Here is a 21,017-nt window from a genome sequence, read left to right on the forward strand (position 1 = left end):
TTCGTTCGGGTTGGATACATCTTAGCACGCTGTCCAGTTTTGCCGGACCACTTCACTGAAGCTGATGGAGGCACAAAATGACCGACTTGAATTCACTCTATCCCGATGATCAACCGGCACCTGCACCCGATGCCAGACCAGCGCATCGGCCTTCGGATACGACCGAGGCGGTTCTTTATCCCGACGATCACCCCAAAGATGCAGCACCGGTGCGTCGGCAGACACGGCAGGAAAAACATGACACCGGTTCAAAGGACAGCGCCGAACTTTCTTATGAGGACAGCGCCGCCTTCAATGCCGCCGAGACGGACGCATTCTTTAACCAAGCCGCCCTTGCAGCACTCCAGGACGGCGACAGCGAAAGATCTGCGGAATTGGGGCAGGCGGGGAAATCACTGGTGGCTGACATGAAAGCGGCGGGCACACCGGCAGAGGTCCTGAACGAAGCCCTGCGCGCATACAATGAAACGGCAGGCGATGGCTTCTCAGAGGACCAGCGGGCTGAAATGGCAGAGGCCACAATGGCCGAATTGCAGTCGGAGCATGGCCCAGCAATCGAAAGCGACCTGAACGCTGCACGCGCATTCATTCAAGATATGGAGCAAGTCGCACCTGGCCTGATCAGAAGCCTTGAAGCGACAGGGGCCGGAAACAACAAAAAGTTGATCGCCACTGTCATTCTTGAGGCGAAGCGACGGGGGTACGGTCGGCGATGACCTCGACTATCATGCAGGCACAACGGCCCGCCTGCCCCATGTGCGGGGCCGGGGAAGGCGTGAGGTCCATTGATGACTTCGTGCGGCATCACCGGATCAAAGGCCACCCCGAGGCGATCTTGCGTGCCGTATGGGCCTCAAGCGGACAGATCATGACGACCGAGCGGCTATTTGATGCCCTCTATGCCGACGATCCTGATGGCGGTCCTTCACGCACAAAAATGCATGCGGACCTGCACGCGGCAGTCAGGACCGTAAACACAATGCTGGCTGGAACGCTGAGGGTCGAGCAAGTCGGTGCTAAGCGAGGACGTTGGCGACTGCGGATCACGCCCTGAGAACTTACGCTGATTAGCGGATTCGGATTGGCGATTTTCAGCACGCTGTTGAACCTGTGCTGAACCAAGAAACCCAACAAAACTGCCGGCTAGCCTAACACCCTGTAACATGTTGTTTTAAATAAGGTATTTGGTGCACCCGACAGGATTCGAACCTGTGGCCTCTGCCTTCGGAGGGCAGCGCTCTATCCAGCTGAGCTACGGGTGCCTGTGGCTGTCTATAGCGTCGGGTTTACGCACCCGCAACGCCAAAACGTCAGCCGCATGTCACACTGCCCTACCCGAACAAATCGTGGCAAAGCTCAAGCGCGTCAATCAACACATCAACTTCATCGGTCGTATTATACAGACCAAATGATGCACGACAGGTGGCACTGACGCCGATATGTTCCATCAATGGCATGGCGCAGTGGCTACCGGCGCGCACCGCCACGCCTTTTTTGTCCAGAACTGTCGAAATGTCGTGGGCGTGGGCCGCACCGTCCAGCGTGAATGAAAAGATCGCGCCTTTGGTGGCCGACGTCCCCTGCACATTTACCCAGTTCAAACCATCCAGCCGCGCACGGGCGTAATCGCGCAGCGCGCGTTCGTGGGCGGCGATATTTGCCATCCCCAGCCCCGTCATATAATCCAGCGCCACGCCCAAGCCGATCGTCTGCACGATGCCCGGTGTGCCTGCCTCGAACTTCATCGGCGCGTCGTTATAGGTGACCACATCCCGGCCCACCTCGCGGATCATATCGCCACCGCCCATAAACGGGCGCATCTCGGCCATTCGGTCATGGCGCACATAAATCGCGCCGGACCCCGATGGGCCATACAGCTTGTGCCCGGTGACCGCATAGAAATCACAGCCGATATCGCGCACATCCACCGGCATATGCACCGCCGCCTGCGAGCCATCGACAAGCACCGGCACGCCCTTGGCATGAGCACCGGCCGTGATCGCTTTTACGTCCACCACGGTGCCCAGCACGTTCGACATATGGGTCACGGCCACCAATTTCGTCTTGGGGCCGATCGCATCAATCACCTTTTGCGGGTCCAGATCGCCGTTCGCGTCCACATCCACCCATTTGATCACCGCACCCTGCCGCTCACGCAGGAAATGCCACGGTACGATATTGGCGTGATGTTCCATGATCGACAGGACAATTTCATCACCCGGTGCGAACCGGGGCATGGCCCAGCCATAGGCGACCATGTTGATCCCCTCGGTGGTGCCCGAGTTCATGATGATCTCATCCTCGGACGCCGCGTTCAGGAACCGGGCAATGGTGCCGCGCACGGCCTCATATTTATCGGTGGCAAGGTTGCTCAGGTAATGCAGACCGCGATGCACATTGGCATATTCTTCGGCATAGCCGCGCGTGATCGCATCAATCACCACCTGCGGTTTCTGCGCCGAGGCCCCATTATCAAGATACACCAGCCGCTTGCCGTTCACCTGACGTGACAGGATCGGGAAATCGGCGCGCACTGCGGCCACATCATATGTCATATCGTTCCTCCCACGGCACCGACGCCAAGCAACGCCAGCAACATGCCCGCGCCAAATGCCGTGCCAAGCAGCGCCACAACCAGCGTACCTATGGATTTTGCACGGCTTTCGAACTCATGCAGTACCGTGATGAAATTCACCATGCACCACAACAGCGCACCCAGCGAAACCATCCCGAACAACGCCGACGCCAGCGGGCTGAAAAGCATCAGCGCCAACTGCCCGATTTCCAAGGTCAAGCTGACCGCCTGAAACCAAACGACAATCGCAACGGTCTGGGCAAGACTGCCCTGCCCGCCCATCAACTGCCCGACCTTTTGTGTGGCGAACACGAACAGAAACAAAAAGCTGCTGATCATCACCGTGTAGGTAAAAGGCGTCAAGGTGATCATCTGGTCCTGAAACGTCATCGGCACCGGTGACACCATCTGCAAACCCGCCAACAACAGCACATTCAGCACCGCTGTCAAGGCCAGCGCGGCCCACAGGCTGCCCATGTCGAACCGCATCTCCTTGATCCGGCGCGCCATTTCAGCGGGGTCGATGATGCTTTGCCAGATCGCGCGCATAAAGCTTTCGAAATTCAGTGTCATCGGGAACTTTCCGCTTCTAGCACAGATTGAAACCAGAGCAGTGCAAAGCCCGCAAGCCAGATAAATCCGACCAGATTTGCCTGCACGCCCGGCCCTACAAAGCCACGGGCCAAACCATGGAGCAACAACAACGGCGACGTCGCCAGCAATGTCCAAAACAACGCCAGCCGCGCAGAATACCAACTGCCATGCCCACCAAAAAGCATGGCCACAAGCCGCGCAATCGCAGCCAAGCCGTAAAAGGCCAAAGGCAGCATGACCACCAACGCATAGAATGTATACGTCATCATGCCTTCGAAATTTATCTCAACGGGCCACGGCGACGGCTCAAACCCCGCCGCGATCCGCGACAGACGCGGCCACTGCGCGACAAAGATCAACACGCAGGCTACCATCAGATAGACAATCGCCCGATCCTCCCGCCTGCCTTGATCCAGCAGTTTGCGCATCACCTGGCGCGGCGTGCGCCAGGTCTGCATGATGTCGGATGTGACAGCCATCAGCGGTGACGCGACAGCCAGCCTTCCAGCCGGTCGCGCAAATCCTCCGCCAATGCCGCATCCGCGATCTCGTCCAGGGCTTCGGCCAGAAACGACAGCGTCAGCAGGTTGCGCGCCTCGTCAATCGGCACCCCCCGCGAGCGCAGATAGAACAGCGCATCCTCATCAATCGCGCCTGACGTAGACCCATGCGAACAGGCCACATCATCCGCGTATATCTCAAGTTCAGGCTTGGCAAGAAACTGGCTGTCGTCGTCCAGCAGCAATGACTGGCTGATCTGATATCCGTCGGTTTTTTGCGCCCCGGCTTTGACAAGGATCTTGCCCTGAAACACGCCCGTGGCGCCATTGCGCAGGACCTTTTTGAACACCTGACGGCTTTCGCCATTCAATGCGTCATGTGTCACAAACACCGTATCGTCGTGATGAAAATCGCCGCCGTCGCCAACGCAGGCACCGGCCACATGGGCCACCGCATCATTGCCGACAATTTCGATCACGCATTCGTTCCGGGTCAGAACACCGTTAAACGTCAGGGTAAAGGATTTGAACGTACTGTCCGCACCTATCCTTGAAAAGCAATGGGTTACAGCACGGCGTTCATGGTCGCGACCTTGGGCGCGCACGTGATGAAACGCACCACCATCGGCCACGTCGACCTCAAGAACCTTGGACAAACGCGCCGCTGCCGGGCCGGTTTCCAGCAAGGTGACTGTGGCACCCGCCTCGACCTTGACCAGATTATGCAGCGCCACATCCGATTTGGGATCAGCGTGCAAATAGATCAGGTTGATCGGTCTTGCGACATCGCCCGTCGCCCGGATCACGACGCCATCGGTCGCCATCGCGGTGTTCAGCGCGGCCAGCGGCCGCTCGACCGGGGTTTGACTGCGGGTTTCCAGCACACCGTACAGATCCTTTGCCCAATGGATATCGCGGGCCATGGCATCGGCCAGCCGCTCAATCTGGACGTTTTCGCCGGTCAGGTCATCGGACGCATCGGCGTCGAACACACCATCGACAAACACAATCTTGATGCGGTCAACCGCATCAAACAACGGTGTCTCATCATTGACAAACACCGCCGCTTCAGGTGCCGCCGCAACGGTCAACGACGCGGGATCGGTATAGCGCCAATATTCATCACGCTTGGTCGGCAGGCCCATTTGCTGCACCCGCGCCAAGGCATCCGCCCGCGCCGCCGTTGCCCAGCCAGCCCCCTTGGGCAACACCAGCCCCGCCAATCGAGCCTGTGTCGTGTCCGTTTTCAGCTTTGCCAATGCCATCAGGCCACCTCTGCCAGAATATCGGCATAGCCGTTGTTTTCAACTTCCAGCGCCAGCTCCGGCCCACCGGTCTTGATGATACGCCCATCCGCCATGATATGCACGACATCAGGCTTGATGTGGTCCAGCAGGCGCTGATAATGTGTGATCACCAGAAACGAGCGCCCTTTGGACCGCAGCGCGTTAACGCCTTCGGCAACCAGCTTCATCGCGTCAACGTCCAGACCGGAATCCGTTTCGTCCAGAATGCACATCTTGGGTTCCAGCATCGCCATCTGCAAAATTTCGTTGCGCTTTTTCTCACCGCCCGAAAAACCCACGTTGACCGGACGCTTCAGCATATCGGCGTCGATTTTAAGGCTCTTGGCCTTCTCGCGCACGATCTTGAGGAACTCACCGGCACTCAGTTCGGCCTCGCCACGGGCTTTGCGCTGTGCGTTCACCGCAGTCCGCAAGAACGTCATGTTGCCCACACCGGGGATTTCAACAGGGTATTGGAACGCAAGAAACAGGCCCGCCGCAGCACGCGCCTCGGGGTCCATATCCAGCAGGTCCGCGCCTTCCAGCATGGCCGACCCATCGGTCACCTCATAGCCATCCTTGCCAGACAGCACATAAGACAGCGTCGACTTGCCCGACCCGTTTGGCCCCATGATCGCATGGACCGTGCCCGGTGCGATCGACAGATCAACACCCTTGAGGATCTGCTTGTCTTCTTCTTTCAGTTTGACCTTCAGGCCCTTGATTTCCAGCATCATTATTGCCCTTTTGAATTCTGTTAGGTGTTTTATCTTGGATCATGCAGCATTGCGATGATCTCACTCAATCTGTCGGCGGGGATGCCGATCGGCGCGACTTCGAACCGCGCCATCCGTCCACGGGTTTCCATCTTCGTCACGAACTCTTCCACAACCCAATAGTAGGGCCGATCTTCGTAATCGTCGAAGTAGACCGTGACCGGGCGTTTTGACCTGAACAGCGCCGCCATCATGCAGCCGACGCGAAAACGGCCATCAATCAAGATGGTGTCCGGCTCGACAAAATCGTCACGATCCCAAACGCTCAGTGAATAGTCCGCAAAATTGCGCACCATCTTGTCGCCGTTGGGATAGCCCCACTTGCCGGTTTTTCCGATATCGACATGATGCAAGTGGGCGTGGGACGCTGTTTGCGCGCTCTTGATATAGCCCTCCAACATCTTGGCCCAGGTCGCGTCGCTTTCTACCGAAAAAATCGTCTTGTCCGGCATTTCAGCCGCCAAAACCGTTGACCCACCTGATCCGTACTCAAGAATTGATGTGGCCTGTTCATAGGCCTGCGTGATCCACGCGGCCTCTTGTTCGGGCAGCGTCAACTCTGGGCGCTGCAATGGTTTGGGCGGCACCGATCCTGGCCTGACCAACCGTGTTGCCCGGTTTGCAATCTGCTTGATTGTCCCCGCGACGGTCATGCGCAAGCCCGCCCAGTTGCCGCACCCGCTACAGGCCGTAGGTTGTATCCCGAAACACCAGCGACATCGGCGCAGTCGTTTCGCGCACGATCTGCACGTAATCTGCGGTATACACCACGGCCGCCGCGTCGGGATAATACCAGACCAGATTGTGCCCCGCGACCAGCACCGTCACCACACCCGCCATCTGCGCGACCCGATACCGCACCATCCGATAGCGCATCATCCCCGACAGGGTCAGCACAAACAGCGTCGCCAGCAGCAGATCGGTGAACAGCGTCGCATTGCTGATCTCGGTCATCTGCAAATAGCGAAACCGCAGCGCCTGCGCGCCAACCAATGCGCCCGCCCCGATCAGCAGCGACGCCATGAACGCGACAAAGGACGGCTTGCGCGCCTTTGCATTGCGCCGGATCGTGTCCTGCGACACGTGCTTGGGGATGTGCATACCCAAGTCGGGGTCGAAATACGCCATGTTGCGCGGATTGTTGATCCGCTTCACACGATGCTTGAAATCTTCGATCCCTTTGGGTGACACGATCACTTACTCCGCCATACTGACACAGCTTCGTTGATCGCCCCAGACTACGGCAATTACACGGCCTCTGCGTGACGGGCTCGCGACAATTTGATGGGGTCGGTCCGTACATCCTCAGCCAACCGAACCTTCGAGCGAAATCGCGACCAGCGCCTGCGCCTCCATGGCAAACTCCATCGGCAACGCCTGCAGGACCTCTTTGCAGAACCCGTTCACGACCAGCGCCACGGCCTCTTCCTCGTCCATGCCGCGCGACCGGCAATAGAACAGCTGATCGTCATCGACCTTTGATGTCGTCGCCTCGTGCTCGACCCGGGAAGAGTTATTCCTGACCTCGATATAGGGCACAGTATGCGCGCCGCATTTGTCGCCGATCAGTAGGCTGTCGCACTGCGTATAGTTGCGGCTGTCCTTGGCCTTGGGATGCATCGACACCAAACCACGATAGGTATTTTGCGCACGGCCCGCCGAAATGCCCTTGGACACGATGCGCGACTTTGTACGCTTGCCCAGATGGATCATCTTGGTGCCGGTATCGGCCTGCTGCATATTGTTGGCGATGGCGATTGAATAGAATTCGCCTTGGCTGTCATCGCCGCGCAGAATGCAGCTTGGGTATTTCCACGTCACGGCAGACCCGGTTTCCACTTGGGTCCACATCACCTTGGCCCGGTCGCCACGGCAATCAGCCCGCTTGGTGACAAAATTGTAAATCCCGCCCACGCCGTTTTCATCACCGGGATACCAGTTCTGCACGGTGGAGTATTTCACCTCTGCGTCTTCCTCGATGATGATCTCGACCACAGCGGCATGCAACTGCGCCACATCGCGCTTGGGCGCGGTGCATCCCTCAAGATAGGACACATAAGACCCTTTGTCGGCGATGATCAGCGTCCGCTCAAACTGCCCCGTATTTTCGGCATTTATGCGGAAATATGTCGACAGCTCCATCGGGCAACGCACACCGGGCGGGACATAAACAAACGACCCATCCGAAAACACAGCCGAGTTGAGCGTGGCATAGTAATTATCGGATGCCGGCACGACCGTGCCCAGATATTTCTTCACCAATTCCGGATGCTCGCGGATCGCCTCGGAAATCGAACAGAAGATCACGCCGGCCTTCATCAGCTCTGCCTGAAATGTCGTGCCCAAAGAAACCGAATCGAATACCGCGTCCACCGCAACCTTGCGCCCCTCAGCAGGCATGTCCTCCGCGCCCTCGACACCCGCCAAAATCGCCTGCTCTTTCAATGGGATACCCAGCTTGGCATAGGTCGCCAGCAGCTTGGGGTCGACATCATCCAACGACTTTGGCTTCACTTCCATGCTTTTCGGGCGGGCATAGTAATAGATGTCCTGAAAATCTATCTTGGGATAGCTGACCATCGCCCAGGTCGGCTCTTGCATCTTTTCCCAACGCTCAAATGCCGCCAGACGCCAGGCTGTCATCCATTCGGGTTCTTCGTTCTTGTCGGAAATCAGGCGCACGATATCGGGGTTCACACCTTTGGGCGCGTACTCCATCTCGATCTCGGTGTTCCACCCGTGCTTGTATTTACCTGAAAGTGCCGCAACAGCATCAACCGTTTCCTGATCAACACCGTCCTTGACCTCGACGTAATCCAAATCAGCCATTGTTTTTCCTCTCATCAGGCGACCATGCGCGCCCGTTTATCCGTCCAGGCCGCTGCAAACCGCAGGACCTCATCTTGTGTTGTCGCAACACCCAGCGACACGCGCAGGGCACTTGCGGCCAGTTCATCATCCAGTCCCAGCGCACGCAGCACCCGGCTCACCTTGACCTTGCCCGACGAACACGCCGAGCCCGCAGAGACCGCGAAACCAGCCAGATCCATCGCCATCACCTGTGTCTCGCCTTTCCACCCCGGGGTGGCAAAGCAAGAGGTGTTGGGCAAACGGTTCTGCCCTTTCCCGACAAAAATAGTGCGTTTCTCAGCAGCCTCAATGGCCTTTTCTAGAATATTTCTAAGTTCTGCAACCCGTTCCCAGCGTCCGGCGGCCAAATCGGCTTGCGCGGCCACTGCAGCGGCGCCCATTCCGGCAATCGCAACGACGTTTTCAGTGCCCGACCGGCGGCCCATTTCCTGCCCACCACCCTTGATCTGCGCCGCCACATCGGTGCCTGCGGGAAAAATCAGCGCGCCGACCCCTTTGGGCCCGCCAAACTTATGGGCCGACAGAAACACCATCTGCACACCGGCCCAGGAAAACGCAAACGGCACCTTGCCAAATCCTTGGGTAATGTCAGTGACCGCCAACCCCTGCGGCAGCGCCTGCACAATTCCGGTTTCGGAATTGGCCAACTGCACGACACAGCTCGCGGGATCATCCACCATCACCGCGCCATCAACGACCGGCAGACAGGGATCAACCCAGGCATGCACCGCATCATGCTCGATCAGGGCGGCACGCAAACCGCGCCCGGCCAGCGCCAATGCTGCGGCCTCCGTCGCACCGGACGTAAACACCACATCCGCACCTGACGCGCCGACAGCCTCCGCCACCTGCGCGCGCGCCTTCTCGACAATCGCTTTCGCCGCACGCCCCTCGGCATGCACGGACGACGGATTGCCGACCGCATCCATCGCGGCGATCATCGCATCGCGCGCCTCGGCGCGCAGCGGCGTCGTGGCATTATGATCAAGATAGACCCTCATCGTTTCTTCCGAGCGTAAATATCCCGGGGGCGGCCGCAGGCCGGGGGCAGCGCCCCGCCCAGATCAGACATCATCGACCACCTCGAACAATGCCGGCACCGCCGGGCATGGGACCAGCCCATTACTCACCACATCCGACAATCGGGCCTGATGCAAGAACACATAGACATGCGCGCTCAACCCCTCCCACAGCCGGTTCGTCAACGATTGCGCACGGCTGCCAGACGCGCCCCCAGACGCACCGGCCCCCTTGTGCATCGCCGATACCGTCTCATCGACGGCGCCCAATATCTCGGACACCCGAATGTCGGACGCCGGCCGCGCCAGACGGTAACCGCCGCCCGGACCGCGTACCGATTCCACCAGCTTCGCACGGCGGAGCTTCACAAATAACTGCTCCAGATAGGGCAACGATATGTCCTGGCGTTTTGAAATCTCCGTCAGATTTACCAAGGCATCGCCCGGCTGCAGCGCCAGATCGGCCAGCGCCACCATTGCATAGCGGCCCTTCGTGCTTAACTTCATGACCAGTCCTCCAGCCCCAAAAGGGGCGCAACTCCATTGACGGCGCGCTACAGCGTCATTACTTCATCTGAAACCACGAACTTGGGGTAATCCCAAAGTTTAGAATCTTTCTAAGGTGCCCGAGCGTTTTCGTCAAGAATAGCTTGTGCCCCGCAGCAGTAACGGAACAACATGCCCGAAGTCATCTTCCCCGGCCCAGAAGGCCGCCTCGAAGGCCGCTATCATCCACAAAAGGACCGCGACGCGCCGATTGCGATCGTGTTGCATCCGCATCCGCAGTTTGGCGGCACGATGAACAATCGGGTTGTCTATAACCTGCATTATGCATTTTATAACATGGGCTTTACCGTGCTGCGGTTCAACTTACGCGGCGTCGGGCGCAGCCAGGGCGAATACGATCAGGGCGTCGGCGAATTGTCCGATGCGGCCTCGGCGCTTGATTACCTGCAAACGATGAACAACAATTCCAAACATTGCTGGGTCGCTGGCTTCTCGTTCGGGGCATGGATCGGCATGCAACTGCTGATGCGTCGGCCTGAGATCACGGGCTTCATCTCGGTGTCGCCGCCTGCCAACATGTATGACTTCAGCTTCCTTGCACCCTGCCCGGCCTCCGGGCTGATCATCAACGGCTCAAGCGACCGCGTCGCACCGCCGCAGGACACCGTCAATCTGGTGAACAAGCTGCATGAGCAAAAGGGCATCACCGTCACCCATGACGAAATGAACGGTGCCGGACACTTCTTCGAAGATCCGTATATGGACCCGATGATCGACACGGTCAAAACCTACGTGCGCCGCCGCCTGACTGAAACCTCGAGGTAAACCATGGCCGACGCTTACGTTGACAAGGTCGCAAATGAACTGGCGGATCTGGCGCTTGCTGATCAGGCGGCGTCGGGCGACATAGGCGTGGTCGATATGATCGGCGAAATTCTGGGGGCCTCATCCCAGACGCTGCAGGAAACCTACCTGACCGCGATCCGAGTCCGCCGCGCCGAGGCGCGCGCGCGCGCGATCTTGGATCAGCGGGCCGCAAACGGCTACAAGGCGCCGCCAAAACCCAAAGCGGCCCCGCTGCAGGGTCTGTCGGACGAAGACAAAGAAGCCGCAGAAGCCGTCATTGCGGCAGAAGCAGCCGGTGAACCACCCGCCGTTGACACCGCCTCAGAGCCGCAGGACACCGCAACACCCGCCGCCAACATGCCGCGCCGTGTCACCCGTTAAATGACCGACCGGATTGATGCGCAACTGGCCTTTCTGATCGAAGCGGACAAGCTCAAATCGACCCTGCGCGCAACGACGCTGTGCGATGGATCGCGGCGGGAAAACTCCGGTGAACACAGTTGGCACATCGCGCTTTATGCGCTGGTGCTGGCCGAACATGCGACGACGCCCGTGAATATCGACCGGGTCATCAAGATGCTGCTGATCCACGACATCGTCGAGATCGACGCAGGCGACAACCCGATCCACGGCAACCACGACACCGCCGAACAAGACCGGATCGAACAGGCCGCCGCAGCCCGCATCTTTGGCCTGCTGCCCGCCGATCAGCGCGACGAGTTTCGCAGGCTTTGGCAAGAATTCGAAGCCGCCGAAACTGACGACGCCATATTTGCCAAATCCATCGACCGGGTGCAGCCGGTCGTGGCCAACCTTGAAACCAACGGCGGCACATGGCCGCAATACGACGTCACTGCAGACCAATTGCAAACCCGCGTCGGGATCAAAGTCCAACGCGGCGCCCCCGCGATCTGGACCGCGCTGAAATCCCGCATCGACGCGTGGTTCACAGCCTAGACGCGGGGTCCCAACCATCACACTGCGGAAAATTGATACCATTTTCGCCCATTCGCGCTGCGGCGCAATGTGCATATCGCGCGATACGTTGCGTCTACCCCCTATACAAACCGTCCACACAGGCGTAGGGCGCACGCTTACCCACCAGAAAGCTGTCCAGTGACGTCCATGATACCGACCCTCGCCGATGCCCTAGCCAAACAAGGCTACACAGATCTGACCCCCGTGCAGATTGCCGTAACCGACCCAGAGCTGGGACAATCCGACCTGCTGGTCTCGGCCCAGACCGGGTCGGGCAAGACCGTCGGCTTCGGCCTTGCCATCGGCCCCACGATCCTGACCGAGGACGGCACATTCGGCCCCGCGTCACGCCCCCTGGCGCTGGTCATCGCGCCCACGCGCGAATTGGCGCTCCAAGTGAAACGCGAACTGCAATGGCTTTATGCCGGTGCGGGCGTCACGATGGCGTCCTGCGTCGGCGGCATGGACATGCGCGACGAACGCCGTGCCCTTGATCGCGGTGCGCATATCGTCGTTGCCACGCCGGGCCGCCTCAAGGACCATATCATGCGCGGCAGCCTTGATATGTCCGATATCCGCGCCATCGTCCTGGACGAGGCCGACGAAATGCTTGATCTGGGCTTCCGCGAGGATCTTGAATACATTCTGGGACAGGCACCAGAGACGCGGCGCACCCTGATGTTCTCGGCGACGGTCCCGGCCACAATCGCCAAACTCGCCAAGTCTTATCAAAAAGACGCCGTGCGCGTCGCCACCGTCAGCAAGGAAACCCAGCACGCCGATATCGAATACCGTGCCCTGAACGTGGCCAACCACGACATCGACGCCGCCATCATCAACGCCTTGCGGTTCTACGACGCGCCCAACGCCATCGTGTTCTGCAACACCCGCGCCATGGTCACACGGCTGACGACGCGCTTGGCGAACCGTGGCTTTGCCACCGTCGCGCTGTCCGGCGAACTCAGCCAGACAGAGCGTTCGCACGCGCTGCAATCCATGCGCGACGGGCGCGCGCGGGTCTGCGTGGCGACCGACGTGGCGGCACGCGGCATCGACCTGCCGAATCTCGAACTGGTGATCCACGCCGAGCTGCCAACGAACGCCGAAACCCTGCTGCACCGCTCTGGCCGGACAGGCCGCGCCGGGCGCAAGGGCATTTCAGCCATGATCGTCCCCGCAAAAATGAAGCGGCGCGCGCAAAACCTGCTCACATGGGGTAAACTGTCCGCGACCTGGGCTGTCCCGCCCACCGCCGACGAAATCACGGCACGTGACGAAGAACGCCTGCTGTCTGATCCGGTCTGGTCCGAGGATTTCACCGCAACCGAGCAGGAATTCGCAAGCCGCCTGCTGGCCGCCCATGCCCCCGAGAAAATCGCGGCCGCCTACCTGCGCCTTTATGCCGGCAAGCAATCCGCCCCAGAGGACCTGAGCGAATACAAAGAAGGCCCGCAACGCGAGGAACGCGCCCCGCGCGAGCACAAATCGTTCGGCCCGTCCAAATGGTTCTCGGTCGATGTAGGTCGCGAAGGCAAAGCGGAAGCCCGCTGGCTGTTGCCGATGATCTGCACCGCAGGTGGCATTACCAAAAATGAAATCGGCGCGATCCGCATCCAGCCGAACGAAACATTCGTGGAAATCTCGGAACCCGCCGTTGCCGGCTTCCTCAAGGCCATTGGCGGCGATATGAAGCTGGAAAATCAGGCCACGCTGACTGCATTGGACGGGGCGCCACAAATCGGCGACCGCGGCCCACGCACGACCAAACGTGATTACGACGACAAGCCCAAGCGCGATTATGCGGACAAGCCCAAGCGTGACTACGCGGACAAGCCCAAGCGTGACTACGCGGACAAGCCAAAACGGCACGCCCCGCGGGACCACGCAGCACCACCGCCGTCGTCGCAGCATGATGTACCCGCAATTCAGCCGATCCCAGGTGCCGCTGATGACCGGACAGCACCGCGCAAACCACGCCAGAAACCGGCCCGCAAGGATCACGGTGAGGCGCTGATCGAAACCCGTTCAAAACCGCCCTACAAGGCGAAGTTTGAAGGCAAGAAGCCCGGCCCCAAAGGCAAACCCGATTATAAGTCGGACAGCAAACCGCGCAAGCCCAGCGGCGACAAACCCGCAGGCAAACCACCGGCAAACGCCAAGGACACGTCAAAACGCTTTGTTCCTCCGGGGGGAAAAGCCAAACCGCGCAAAGGCGGCACCGCGACACCACGGCGCGGAAAACCATAAAATGTTGGGGATGGGTCGCATTTTTGTCACATCCCCAACACCCCAAATCCCAAACCGGCTATATTCCTGCACCCAACGTCAGCTAGTCTGGCCCCAATAGGCACATCAAGGACCACCAACATGGCGACCACAAAACCCGTCAGCACACCGCCCACCCCCATGCCGCAAACGTCAGGCGCTGCGCCGCATACGGCAAAAACCGCATCCACCATTACCGATTTTGCCAGCATCTAGACTGGCGCCGGTAATCGCGCAGGCCCGCGTGCAACACGCGACTGGCCTTTTTCCAACGCCTTGCTAAAATCGGGCTATGGCAGCACTGACAACCATCAAAAACATTGGCCCGGCGTTTGAAAAATCGCTCCGCGAAGCGGGTATTGAAACCGCCGAGCAACTGCGCGACATCGGCGCAGATGCGGCCTATGCCAAACTTTTGCAGCACGGCAGCAAACCACATTTCATTGGCTTCTACGTGCTGCATATGGCCCTGCAAGGCCGTCCTTGGAATGACTGCAAGGGCGATGAAAAAAAGGCCCTGCGCATGAAATTCGACGCGCTCAAGGCCGACAACTTTGACACGTCCCGGTCAGAGCTGGAACGGATTCTTAATCAAATTGGCGTTGTAGCCTCCACCGCCCGATAAAGCCCCGCATCAAATACCGCTACGGGCGTCCGCGCGATTTCCGCAAAAAAGCCGCCCGCGCCAAAACGGTGCGGACGGCTCGAATAACTCACACCGTTACCGGGGCGTAAGGTGGGTTTTAACCCACCAACTCCAGACCCGAGAAGAAGAACGCGATCTCTTCTGCAGCCGTTTCTGGCGCGTCGGACCCGTGAACCGAATTTTCGCCGATCGAAAGCGCGAATTCCTTGCGGATCGTGCCGGCAGCCGCATCGGCGGGGTTCGTTGCACCCATTACTTCGCGGTTTTTCGCAATCGCGTCTTCGCCTTCCAGAACCTGCACCACAATCGGCTCGGAAATCATGAACTCGCACAGCTCACCGAAAAACGGGCGCGCGGCGTGGACGCCGTAAAATTGCTGTGCCTGTGCCAACGTCATCTGGATCCGCTTGGATGCAACGACGCGCAAGCCCGCTTCTTCGAACTTGGCAACAATCGCGCCGGTCAGGTTGCGCTTTGTCGCGTCAGGTTTAATGATTGAAAATGTACGCTGGATAGCCATTATTTAAGGTCTTTCATTGCTTTGGGTTTGCTTTGCGCGTGCCCTAGCATGCGCCCGTCGTCATGAAAAGGGGGCGATGCCCTCGCAGCGTACAAGAACCGCGTCGGCCCGATGCCATTTCAATCAACGCAGCGTCGCATCACCCAAATTCGCGGCCCATGGCCTGCCAGCGCTCGATTTTGGTGGCCATATCCCACGCGCGCGATTGACCCGGCCCCAATCATCAGGCAAAGGCTGCGCATGCTTAAAATATCAGACATCACCTATTCCGTCGAAGGCCGCACATTGGTCGAACACGCCACCGTCACGATCCCCACCGGCCACAAGGTCGGCCTTGTGGGGCGCAACGGGTCTGGCAAAACGACGTTGTTCCGAATCATCCGTGGCGAAATGGTGCTCGACACCGGATCGGTCACCATACCGCGCGGTTGGAAAATCGGCGGTGTCAGCCAAGAGGTCCCCGGCAACGAGGTGAGCCTGATCGACACCGTCCTGCGCGCCGATCAGGAGCGCGAGGCGCTGTTGGCCGAAGCCGAAACCGCGACCGACCCCGAACGCATCGCCGAGGTGCAGACCCGCCTTGCCGACATCGAGGCATGGTCCGCAGAAGCGCGCGCCGCCACAATTCTCAAAGGTCTGGGCTTTACCCACGAGGAACAGCAGATGCCCTGCTCTGCCTTTTCGGGTGGCTGGCGGATGCGCGTGGCGCTGGCTGCGGTCTTGTTCAGCGAACCCGATCTGTTGCTGCTGGATGAACCGACCAACTACCTTGACCTCGAAGGCGCGCTTTGGCTCGAAGCCTACCTTGTCAAATACCCCCACACCGTGCTGATCGTCAGCCACGACCGCGAATTGCTGAACCGATCCGTCGGCGGCATCCTGCATCTGGAGGAAAAGGGGCTGATCTACTATACCGGCACCTACGACATGTTCGCCAAACAGCGCGCCCAGACCCGGGCGCTGATGGCCTCTGCCGCCAAGAAACAAGACGCCAAGCGCCAGCATCTGCAGGCCTTCGTCGACCGTTTCAAAGCCAAGGCATCCAAGGCAAAACAGGCCCAGTCCCGCGTCAAGGCGCTCGAGAAAATGGAAACCATCCGCGCGCCCGAAGATGCCGCGCGCACCGTGTTCACCTTCCCCGAGCCCGAGGAACTGTCGCCCCCCATCATCGCCACCGAAGCCGCCGCTGTGGGCTATGGCACCACGATTGTCCTGCACGACCTGAACCTGCGCATTGACCAAGACGACAGGATCGCGCTCTTGGGTCGCAACGGCGAAGGGAAATCAACACTTTCCAAGATGTTATCTGGCCGTCTTGATGTTGCCCACGGCAAAATGACCCTGTCCAACAAGCTGCGCATCGGCTTTTTTGCGCAGCATCAGGTGGACGAGCTGTTCATCGACGAAACGCCGCTGCAGCACCTGATGCGTGAACGCGCCCACGAAGGCCAGGCAAAATTGCGCGCGCGGCTTGCCGGGTTCGGCCTTGGCGCCGATCAGGCCGAAACCGAAGTCGGGCGCCTGTCAGGCGGCCAAAAGGCGCGTCTGTCGCTGCTGCTGGCCACCCTGCCCGCGCCGCACCTGCTGATCCTCGACGAACCGACAAACCACCTCGACATCGAAAGCCGCGAGGCGCTGGTAGAGGCTCTGACCGCCTATTCCGGTGCCGTGATCCTTGTCAGCCACGACATGCACCTGCTGTCGATGGTCGCCGATCGGCTGTGGCTGGTAAAAGACGGGCATGTGACCCCCTACGAAGACGACCTTGAGGCGTATCGCAAAATGCTGCTGACGCCCGAAAAGGCCGTCGACAAAGATAAACCCAAGCCCGCCAAAGCCGACAAACCCAGCCGCGAAGTGGTGCAGGCGCTGCGCTCGGATGCGCGCAAAGGCGAAGATCGCGTCAAGAAAATCAACGAGATGCGCGACAAACTTGCCAAAAAGCTCGCCGATCCCGCACTTTACGAAGACGGCAAAGCCGGCGAACTGGCGACGTGGAACAAGAAATACGCCGAAATCATGGATGGGCTAGAGCGCGCCGAAGCCATGTGGATGGCGGCGCTGGAAAAGCTCGAGAAAGCCGAAAAGGTCTAGAATACCCGCCCCCGCACGTTGTCCAACCGTCAACGGGCCCATGATTGCAACGCCGGACACCTGATCAAACGACCGCTTGGTCAGGTGTGTTGTTCCACCATCCAGACAAGGCGCCCGGCGTGATCGCGGCCTTTGGCGCGATAATCACCACTTGTCCCCATTCCCTTTTCCAACGACTGTTCCCTCATGACCGAAATATCCGCGCTTTTCGCCGCCTTCACCACGATGTTCATCATCATCGACCCGCCGGGTCTCGCACCTGTGTTCATCGCCCTGACCCAAGGGATGAGCGTCGCACAAAGGCGCGCCATCGCGATCCGGGCCTGCTTGGTCTCGGCCTGCCTGTTGATGGTATTCCTGTTTCTGGGCGAGGCCGTATTGGGCTTTATCGGCATTTCAATGGATGCTTTCCGCATAGCGGGCGGGATCTTGCTGTTTCTGACCGCTCTGGACATGCTGTTTCAACGCCGTCAGGCCCGGCGCGAAGACAATGCCGCCGAAGGTCAGGCCGAACACCACGACGATCCTTCCGTGTTTCCGCTGGCCCTGCCGATGATCGTCGGACCGGGTGCGATTACCACCATCATCCTGCTGGCGGGCCAGGCTGACGGCGCGGCTGATTTCGGGGCCATTGCCGGGGTGATCCTTGCGGTGCTTGTGATCGTCTTTCTGGCGTTCCTTGCGTCCAATACCATCGAGCGCGCGCTTGGCAAAACCGGCCTGAACATCCTGACCCGCGTTCTGGGCATGTTGCTGGCCGCTTTGGCTGTCCAATTCATTTTGGATGGTCTTCTGGGTTTCGGGATCGGCGGATAGCCCCTATATCAGGGGTATGACCAGCGATCAAATCATGCAACTTGTCTATCTTAGCCTGCTCGGCACGGCCATTGCCGGGTCTTTTATCGTCGCGAACCGCGACAATCTGGGCAAGACACTCCAGCAGGGCGTGATCTGGTTCCTGATCTTTGTCGGCGTCATTGGCGCCTATGGCATGTGGCACGATATCGACCGCACCGTGACCGGCCGCCAATCCATTATCAGCGATACCAGAATCGAAGTCCCACGCAGCGCCGATGGTCACTATTACCTCACGCTTGATGTGAACGACGTGCCCGTGCGCTTTGTGATCGACACCGGCGCAAGCCAGGTCGTGCTGACCCGGCAAGATGCGCGGCGCGTCGGCATCGACCCAACCGATGCGCACTATTTCCAGACTGCGAATACCGCCAATGGTGTGGTGCAAACGGCGCCCGTCGTGCTGGATCAGGTCGCGCTTGGGTCGATCACGGATCGGCAGGTGCCTGCGGTCATCAATGGCGGCACCATGGAGGGATCACTGCTTGGAATGACCTATCTGAACCTGTATAGCCGGATTGAAATTTCCAACGCTCAACTGGTCCTGACAAGATGAAACACCTGCTCCTGCTCGCGATTCTCACGGCCTGCGCCGCCCCTGCGACACTGCCCAAAGATTTCGACCCCAGCTTTGCCTATTTTCAGGCCACGACACCGTAGGGCGGGATTTACCCCGCCGCCGCCCCACCTTTTTCCGCCTTCTTGGTCCAGCGGCCCCCATCCTGCGCCCAGTATTGCGCCGCACATCCCGCATCGGTCAGCGCTTTCCATTGCCCGCGCGCATGGGTCAGCGCCTGTGTGTCATGGCCATCGAACAAGATACAGGTTCGGTCCAGCGTCGCGACCTCTTGTGCCGTCACATCGGCGCCGCCGACGCTCATCACGCAGGCAAAACCGGTCACGGCCACATCATTGCCCAGCAGCACCGGCTGATCGGCATCATGCGGCCCACCGGCGCGCCCATGTGGTAAAAACCCATCGTGCGGCCCCTGCCACAACACATCGTCCAACCGGTCAAGCAGGGCCGCATCACGCCCCCGCACCAGCACACGCCATCCCGCGCCGCGCGCCTTGCCAATCAACATCGGCAAGGTCGCCTCCAGCGGCGTCTCGGTCAGATGATAGAAATACGCAGCGCCCATTTGCCCATTTAACCCTCGTATTGGTCCGCAATCAGCCGGTTGAGCGCCATGACCCCCCAGCCCGTCGCGCCCTCTGGCGCCAGTGCGGTTTCCTTTTTGACGCTGGCGACACCGGCGATATCCAAATGGATCCACGGCACCTCTTTCTTGACAAACCGCTGCAGGAACTGCGCTGCGGTGATTGATCCTGCAAAGCGTCCGCCCACGTTCTTGATATCGGCGATCTTGGATTTGATCAACTCATCATAGGCCGGGCTCAGCGGCAGCCGCCATGCGCCTTCACCCTCGGCAGTGGCGGCCTTGATAAAGGTATCGCTCAGCGCGTCAGAGTTTGAGAAGACACCGGCGTTTTCATGCCCCAGCGCCACCAAAATCGCCCCAGTCAGCGTGGCAAGGTTGATCATCCCGACCGGCTTGAACCGTTCTTGGGTGTACCACAGCACATCGGCCAGCACCAAACGCCCCTCGGCATCTGTATTGATGACCTCGATCGTGTCGCCCTTCATGGATGTCACGACATCACCGGGACGGGTCGCCGACCCCGACGGCATGTTTTCCACGATACCGACAACACCCACCACATTCGCCTTGGCCTTGCGCAGGGCCAGCGTGCGCATCACGCCCGCGACCACGCCCGCACCGCCCATGTCCATGGTCATATCTTCCATGCCCCCGGCGGGTTTGATGCTGATGCCGCCGGTGTCAAATACAACACCCTTCCCGACCAGCGCAAACGGCGCTTCCGTGCCGCCGCCATTCCATTGCATCACCACAACCTTGGACGGGCTGACCGACCCCTGGCCGACACAAAGCAACGTGCGCATCCCCAATTTGGTCAGATCATCCTCTTCCAGAACCTCGACCTCCAGCCCCAGATCCCGCATCGCCGCAAGACGTTCGGCAAATTCAAAGGTCGTCAGAACATTCGCAGGCTCGTTGGTCAGATCGCGGGTAAAGAAAACACCCTGCGCAATCGCAGACGTGACCGTGGCAGACTTGGCCGCCTCATCGGGCTTGGACACCATAAAGGTCACCGGGCGGGCCTGTGCCTTGTCCCCGGTCTTGTGGGCGTCGAAATTATAGCCGCGCAGCGTCAGCCCCAGTGCGATTTCATCCACCCGCGCAATGGTCCCGGCAACCACCAGCAAATCGGCCCCCTTTTGCGCCTTTGCCAACTGCGCACCGGCCTTGCGGGCCTCTTGCACCGACGGCCTGCGACTCAGCTTGACGACCAACACGCCAACCGCCGCCATGCCCCCCGGATAGGCCAGCCCGGACACATCGCCCGGCGCCATTTTCTCAAAGGCCTCGCTATCGACAAACCGCGACAGCGCCTTGCGGGTCAGCGTGTTGACCTTGCGGGCACCCGCATCAAGCTTGCCTTCGGCATCGACAAAGACTGCGACCTGCCCCGCGGCATCCGCAAGGGCATCAAGATCGACATCTTTGAACTGAATTTCGGCGGGCGTTGTCATAGCGGCTCCTTTAAGAAAACGATTGCTTGCGCAATAGGTAGCCCGCTCCCCGCGCAATGACCAGATAG

General features: G+C 59.6%; 22 protein-coding genes and 1 tRNA gene. 9 read left to right on the plus strand and 14 right to left on the minus strand.

Features of this window, described 5'->3' with window-relative positions:
- The first annotated feature begins 77 nt into the window (after nucleotides 1-77).
- Nucleotides 78-716: a hypothetical protein gene (locus tag QZ196_RS06520; RefSeq protein ID WP_296424958.1), complete on the plus strand. Its 639-nt coding sequence runs from the start codon at nucleotides 78-80 to the stop codon at nucleotides 714-716.
- A gap of 469 nt (nucleotides 717-1,185) precedes the next feature.
- Here the strand turns inward: QZ196_RS06520 and QZ196_RS06525 are convergent.
- From QZ196_RS06525 to QZ196_RS06575, 11 genes are all read right to left on the minus strand, one after another.
- A tRNA-Arg gene (locus tag QZ196_RS06525) sits at nucleotides 1,186-1,262 on the minus strand.
- Between the two features lie 69 nt (nucleotides 1,263-1,331).
- Entirely contained in the window at nucleotides 1,332-2,555 is a 1,224-nt protein-coding gene (locus tag QZ196_RS06530) for a cysteine desulfurase (RefSeq protein WP_296424961.1), read from the minus strand.
- Entirely contained in the window at nucleotides 2,552-3,148 is a 597-nt protein-coding gene (locus QZ196_RS06535) for a YIP1 family protein (protein WP_296424963.1), read from the minus strand. Before QZ196_RS06535 ends, QZ196_RS06530 begins: the two co-directional genes overlap by 4 nt.
- On the minus strand, nucleotides 3,145-3,648 hold the full coding sequence (locus QZ196_RS06540; protein ID WP_296424964.1) for a YIP1 family protein: 504 nt from the start codon (nucleotides 3,646-3,648) through the stop codon (nucleotides 3,145-3,147). Before QZ196_RS06540 ends, QZ196_RS06535 begins: the two co-directional genes overlap by 4 nt.
- Nucleotides 3,648-4,934 (minus strand): SufD family Fe-S cluster assembly protein, encoded by a 1,287-nt coding sequence (locus tag QZ196_RS06545; RefSeq protein WP_296424965.1) that lies wholly within the window; start codon nucleotides 4,932-4,934, stop codon nucleotides 3,648-3,650. Before QZ196_RS06545 ends, QZ196_RS06540 begins: the two co-directional genes overlap by 1 nt.
- Nucleotides 4,934-5,689, minus strand: coding sequence for a Fe-S cluster assembly ATPase SufC (gene sufC / locus QZ196_RS06550; RefSeq protein ID WP_296424967.1), 756 nt, complete (start codon nucleotides 5,687-5,689; stop codon nucleotides 4,934-4,936). Before sufC ends, QZ196_RS06545 begins: the two co-directional genes overlap by 1 nt.
- A gap of 32 nt (nucleotides 5,690-5,721) precedes the next feature.
- Nucleotides 5,722-6,318, minus strand: coding sequence for a hypothetical protein (locus QZ196_RS06555; RefSeq protein ID WP_296424968.1), 597 nt, complete (start codon nucleotides 6,316-6,318; stop codon nucleotides 5,722-5,724).
- 94 nt (nucleotides 6,319-6,412) lie between these two features.
- Nucleotides 6,413-6,928: a hypothetical protein gene (locus tag QZ196_RS06560; RefSeq protein ID WP_296424969.1), complete on the minus strand. Its 516-nt coding sequence runs from the start codon at nucleotides 6,926-6,928 to the stop codon at nucleotides 6,413-6,415.
- 108 nt (nucleotides 6,929-7,036) lie between these two features.
- Nucleotides 7,037-8,560: a Fe-S cluster assembly protein SufB gene (sufB, locus tag QZ196_RS06565; RefSeq protein ID WP_296424970.1), complete on the minus strand. Its 1,524-nt coding sequence runs from the start codon at nucleotides 8,558-8,560 to the stop codon at nucleotides 7,037-7,039.
- A 14-nt stretch (nucleotides 8,561-8,574) separates the two neighbouring features.
- Entirely contained in the window at nucleotides 8,575-9,603 is a 1,029-nt protein-coding gene (locus tag QZ196_RS06570) for an aminotransferase class V-fold PLP-dependent enzyme (RefSeq protein ID WP_296424972.1), read from the minus strand.
- A 63-nt stretch (nucleotides 9,604-9,666) separates the two neighbouring features.
- Nucleotides 9,667-10,128, minus strand: a complete 462-nt coding sequence (locus QZ196_RS06575; RefSeq protein WP_296424974.1) for an Rrf2 family transcriptional regulator — start codon at nucleotides 10,126-10,128, stop codon at nucleotides 9,667-9,669.
- 171 nt (nucleotides 10,129-10,299) lie between these two features.
- Between QZ196_RS06575 and QZ196_RS06580 the strand changes: the two genes are divergently transcribed.
- The 5 genes from QZ196_RS06580 (at nucleotide 10,300) to QZ196_RS06600 (ending at nucleotide 14,842) form a co-directional block, all read left to right on the plus strand.
- Complete coding sequence (locus QZ196_RS06580) at nucleotides 10,300-10,953, plus strand: alpha/beta hydrolase (protein WP_296424976.1); 654 nt, start codon at nucleotides 10,300-10,302, stop codon at nucleotides 10,951-10,953.
- Between the two features lie 3 nt (nucleotides 10,954-10,956).
- Nucleotides 10,957-11,355, plus strand: coding sequence for a hypothetical protein (locus tag QZ196_RS17575; protein ID WP_366510953.1), 399 nt, complete (start codon nucleotides 10,957-10,959; stop codon nucleotides 11,353-11,355).
- Nucleotides 11,356-11,931: an HD family hydrolase gene (locus tag QZ196_RS06590; protein WP_296424977.1), complete on the plus strand. Its 576-nt coding sequence runs from the start codon at nucleotides 11,356-11,358 to the stop codon at nucleotides 11,929-11,931.
- Nucleotides 11,932-12,099: 168 nt separating this feature from the next.
- Nucleotides 12,100-14,199: a DEAD/DEAH box helicase gene (locus tag QZ196_RS06595; protein ID WP_296424979.1), complete on the plus strand. Its 2,100-nt coding sequence runs from the start codon at nucleotides 12,100-12,102 to the stop codon at nucleotides 14,197-14,199.
- A 310-nt stretch (nucleotides 14,200-14,509) separates the two neighbouring features.
- Nucleotides 14,510-14,842 (plus strand): TfoX/Sxy family protein, encoded by a 333-nt coding sequence (locus QZ196_RS06600; protein WP_296424981.1) that lies wholly within the window; start codon nucleotides 14,510-14,512, stop codon nucleotides 14,840-14,842.
- Between the two features lie 118 nt (nucleotides 14,843-14,960).
- Here the strand turns inward: QZ196_RS06600 and ndk are convergent, their stop codons facing one another.
- On the minus strand, nucleotides 14,961-15,383 hold the full coding sequence (gene ndk, locus QZ196_RS06605) for a nucleoside-diphosphate kinase (protein WP_296424983.1): 423 nt from the start codon (nucleotides 15,381-15,383) through the stop codon (nucleotides 14,961-14,963).
- A gap of 240 nt (nucleotides 15,384-15,623) precedes the next feature.
- Between ndk and QZ196_RS06610 the strand changes: the two genes are divergently transcribed.
- The 3 genes from QZ196_RS06610 to QZ196_RS06620 all read left to right on the plus strand — a co-directional run bounded on the left by QZ196_RS06610 (nucleotide 15,624) and on the right by QZ196_RS06620 (nucleotide 18,888).
- Nucleotides 15,624-17,477 (plus strand): ABC-F family ATP-binding cassette domain-containing protein, encoded by a 1,854-nt coding sequence (locus QZ196_RS06610; RefSeq protein WP_296424984.1) that lies wholly within the window; start codon nucleotides 15,624-15,626, stop codon nucleotides 17,475-17,477.
- A 186-nt stretch (nucleotides 17,478-17,663) separates the two neighbouring features.
- The gene (locus QZ196_RS06615) at nucleotides 17,664-18,293 is read left to right on the plus strand and encodes a MarC family protein (protein ID WP_296424986.1); all 630 of its coding nucleotides are present in this window, start codon (nucleotides 17,664-17,666) and stop codon (nucleotides 18,291-18,293) included.
- A 16-nt stretch (nucleotides 18,294-18,309) separates the two neighbouring features.
- On the plus strand, nucleotides 18,310-18,888 hold the full coding sequence (locus QZ196_RS06620; protein ID WP_296424987.1) for a TIGR02281 family clan AA aspartic protease: 579 nt from the start codon (nucleotides 18,310-18,312) through the stop codon (nucleotides 18,886-18,888).
- 112 nt (nucleotides 18,889-19,000) lie between these two features.
- Here the strand turns inward: QZ196_RS06620 and QZ196_RS06625 are convergent, their stop codons facing one another.
- Both QZ196_RS06625 and QZ196_RS06630 read right to left on the minus strand, forming a co-directional pair.
- Nucleotides 19,001-19,474 carry a DNA polymerase III subunit chi gene (locus tag QZ196_RS06625; protein ID WP_296424989.1) on the minus strand — a complete coding sequence of 158 codons (474 nt, stop codon included), beginning with the start codon at nucleotides 19,472-19,474 and terminating at the stop codon, nucleotides 19,001-19,003.
- An 8-nt stretch (nucleotides 19,475-19,482) separates the two neighbouring features.
- The gene (locus QZ196_RS06630) at nucleotides 19,483-20,949 is read right to left on the minus strand and encodes a leucyl aminopeptidase (RefSeq protein WP_296424991.1); all 1,467 of its coding nucleotides are present in this window, start codon (nucleotides 20,947-20,949) and stop codon (nucleotides 19,483-19,485) included.
- Between the last annotated feature and the right edge of the window lie 68 nt (nucleotides 20,950-21,017).

It is taken from the genome of Yoonia sp. (genome assembly GCF_017854565.1).
Classification (GTDB): domain Bacteria; phylum Pseudomonadota; class Alphaproteobacteria; order Rhodobacterales; family Rhodobacteraceae; genus Yoonia.

What these genes read in the sequence shown, in the direction of transcription:
- QZ196_RS06540 (WP_296424964.1), bottom strand. Translation starts at nt 3,648, where the DNA reads ATGGCTGTCACATCCGACATCATGCAGACCTGGCGCACGCCGCGCCAG.
- QZ196_RS06610 (WP_296424984.1), top strand. Translation starts at nt 15,624, where the DNA reads ATGCTTAAAATATCAGACATCACCTATTCCGTCGAAGGCCGCACATTG.
- sufB (WP_296424970.1), bottom strand. Translation starts at nt 8,560, where the DNA reads ATGGCTGATTTGGATTACGTCGAGGTCAAGGACGGTGTTGATCAGGAA.
- QZ196_RS06620 (WP_296424987.1), top strand. Translation starts at nt 18,310, where the DNA reads ATGACCAGCGATCAAATCATGCAACTTGTCTATCTTAGCCTGCTCGGC.
- QZ196_RS06595 (WP_296424979.1), top strand. Translation starts at nt 12,100, where the DNA reads ATGATACCGACCCTCGCCGATGCCCTAGCCAAACAAGGCTACACAGAT.
- QZ196_RS06590 (WP_296424977.1), top strand. Translation starts at nt 11,356, where the DNA reads ATGACCGACCGGATTGATGCGCAACTGGCCTTTCTGATCGAAGCGGAC.
- ndk (WP_296424983.1), bottom strand. Translation starts at nt 15,383, where the DNA reads ATGGCTATCCAGCGTACATTTTCAATCATTAAACCTGACGCGACAAAG.
- QZ196_RS06630 (WP_296424991.1), bottom strand. Translation starts at nt 20,949, where the DNA reads ATGACAACGCCCGCCGAAATTCAGTTCAAAGATGTCGATCTTGATGCC.
- QZ196_RS06615 (WP_296424986.1), top strand. Translation starts at nt 17,664, where the DNA reads ATGACCGAAATATCCGCGCTTTTCGCCGCCTTCACCACGATGTTCATC.
- QZ196_RS06575 (WP_296424974.1), bottom strand. Translation starts at nt 10,128, where the DNA reads ATGAAGTTAAGCACGAAGGGCCGCTATGCAATGGTGGCGCTGGCCGAT.
- QZ196_RS06625 (WP_296424989.1), bottom strand. Translation starts at nt 19,474, where the DNA reads ATGGGCGCTGCGTATTTCTATCATCTGACCGAGACGCCGCTGGAGGCG.
- QZ196_RS06545 (WP_296424965.1), bottom strand. Translation starts at nt 4,934, where the DNA reads ATGGCATTGGCAAAGCTGAAAACGGACACGACACAGGCTCGATTGGCG.
- QZ196_RS06600 (WP_296424981.1), top strand. Translation starts at nt 14,510, where the DNA reads ATGGCAGCACTGACAACCATCAAAAACATTGGCCCGGCGTTTGAAAAA.
- QZ196_RS06535 (WP_296424963.1), bottom strand. Translation starts at nt 3,148, where the DNA reads ATGACACTGAATTTCGAAAGCTTTATGCGCGCGATCTGGCAAAGCATC.
- QZ196_RS17575 (WP_366510953.1), top strand. Translation starts at nt 10,957, where the DNA reads ATGGCCGACGCTTACGTTGACAAGGTCGCAAATGAACTGGCGGATCTG.
- QZ196_RS06580 (WP_296424976.1), top strand. Translation starts at nt 10,300, where the DNA reads ATGCCCGAAGTCATCTTCCCCGGCCCAGAAGGCCGCCTCGAAGGCCGC.
- QZ196_RS06530 (WP_296424961.1), bottom strand. Translation starts at nt 2,555, where the DNA reads ATGACATATGATGTGGCCGCAGTGCGCGCCGATTTCCCGATCCTGTCA.
- sufC (WP_296424967.1), bottom strand. Translation starts at nt 5,689, where the DNA reads ATGCTGGAAATCAAGGGCCTGAAGGTCAAACTGAAAGAAGAAGACAAG.
- QZ196_RS06520 (WP_296424958.1), top strand. Translation starts at nt 78, where the DNA reads ATGACCGACTTGAATTCACTCTATCCCGATGATCAACCGGCACCTGCA.
- QZ196_RS06570 (WP_296424972.1), bottom strand. Translation starts at nt 9,603, where the DNA reads ATGAGGGTCTATCTTGATCATAATGCCACGACGCCGCTGCGCGCCGAG.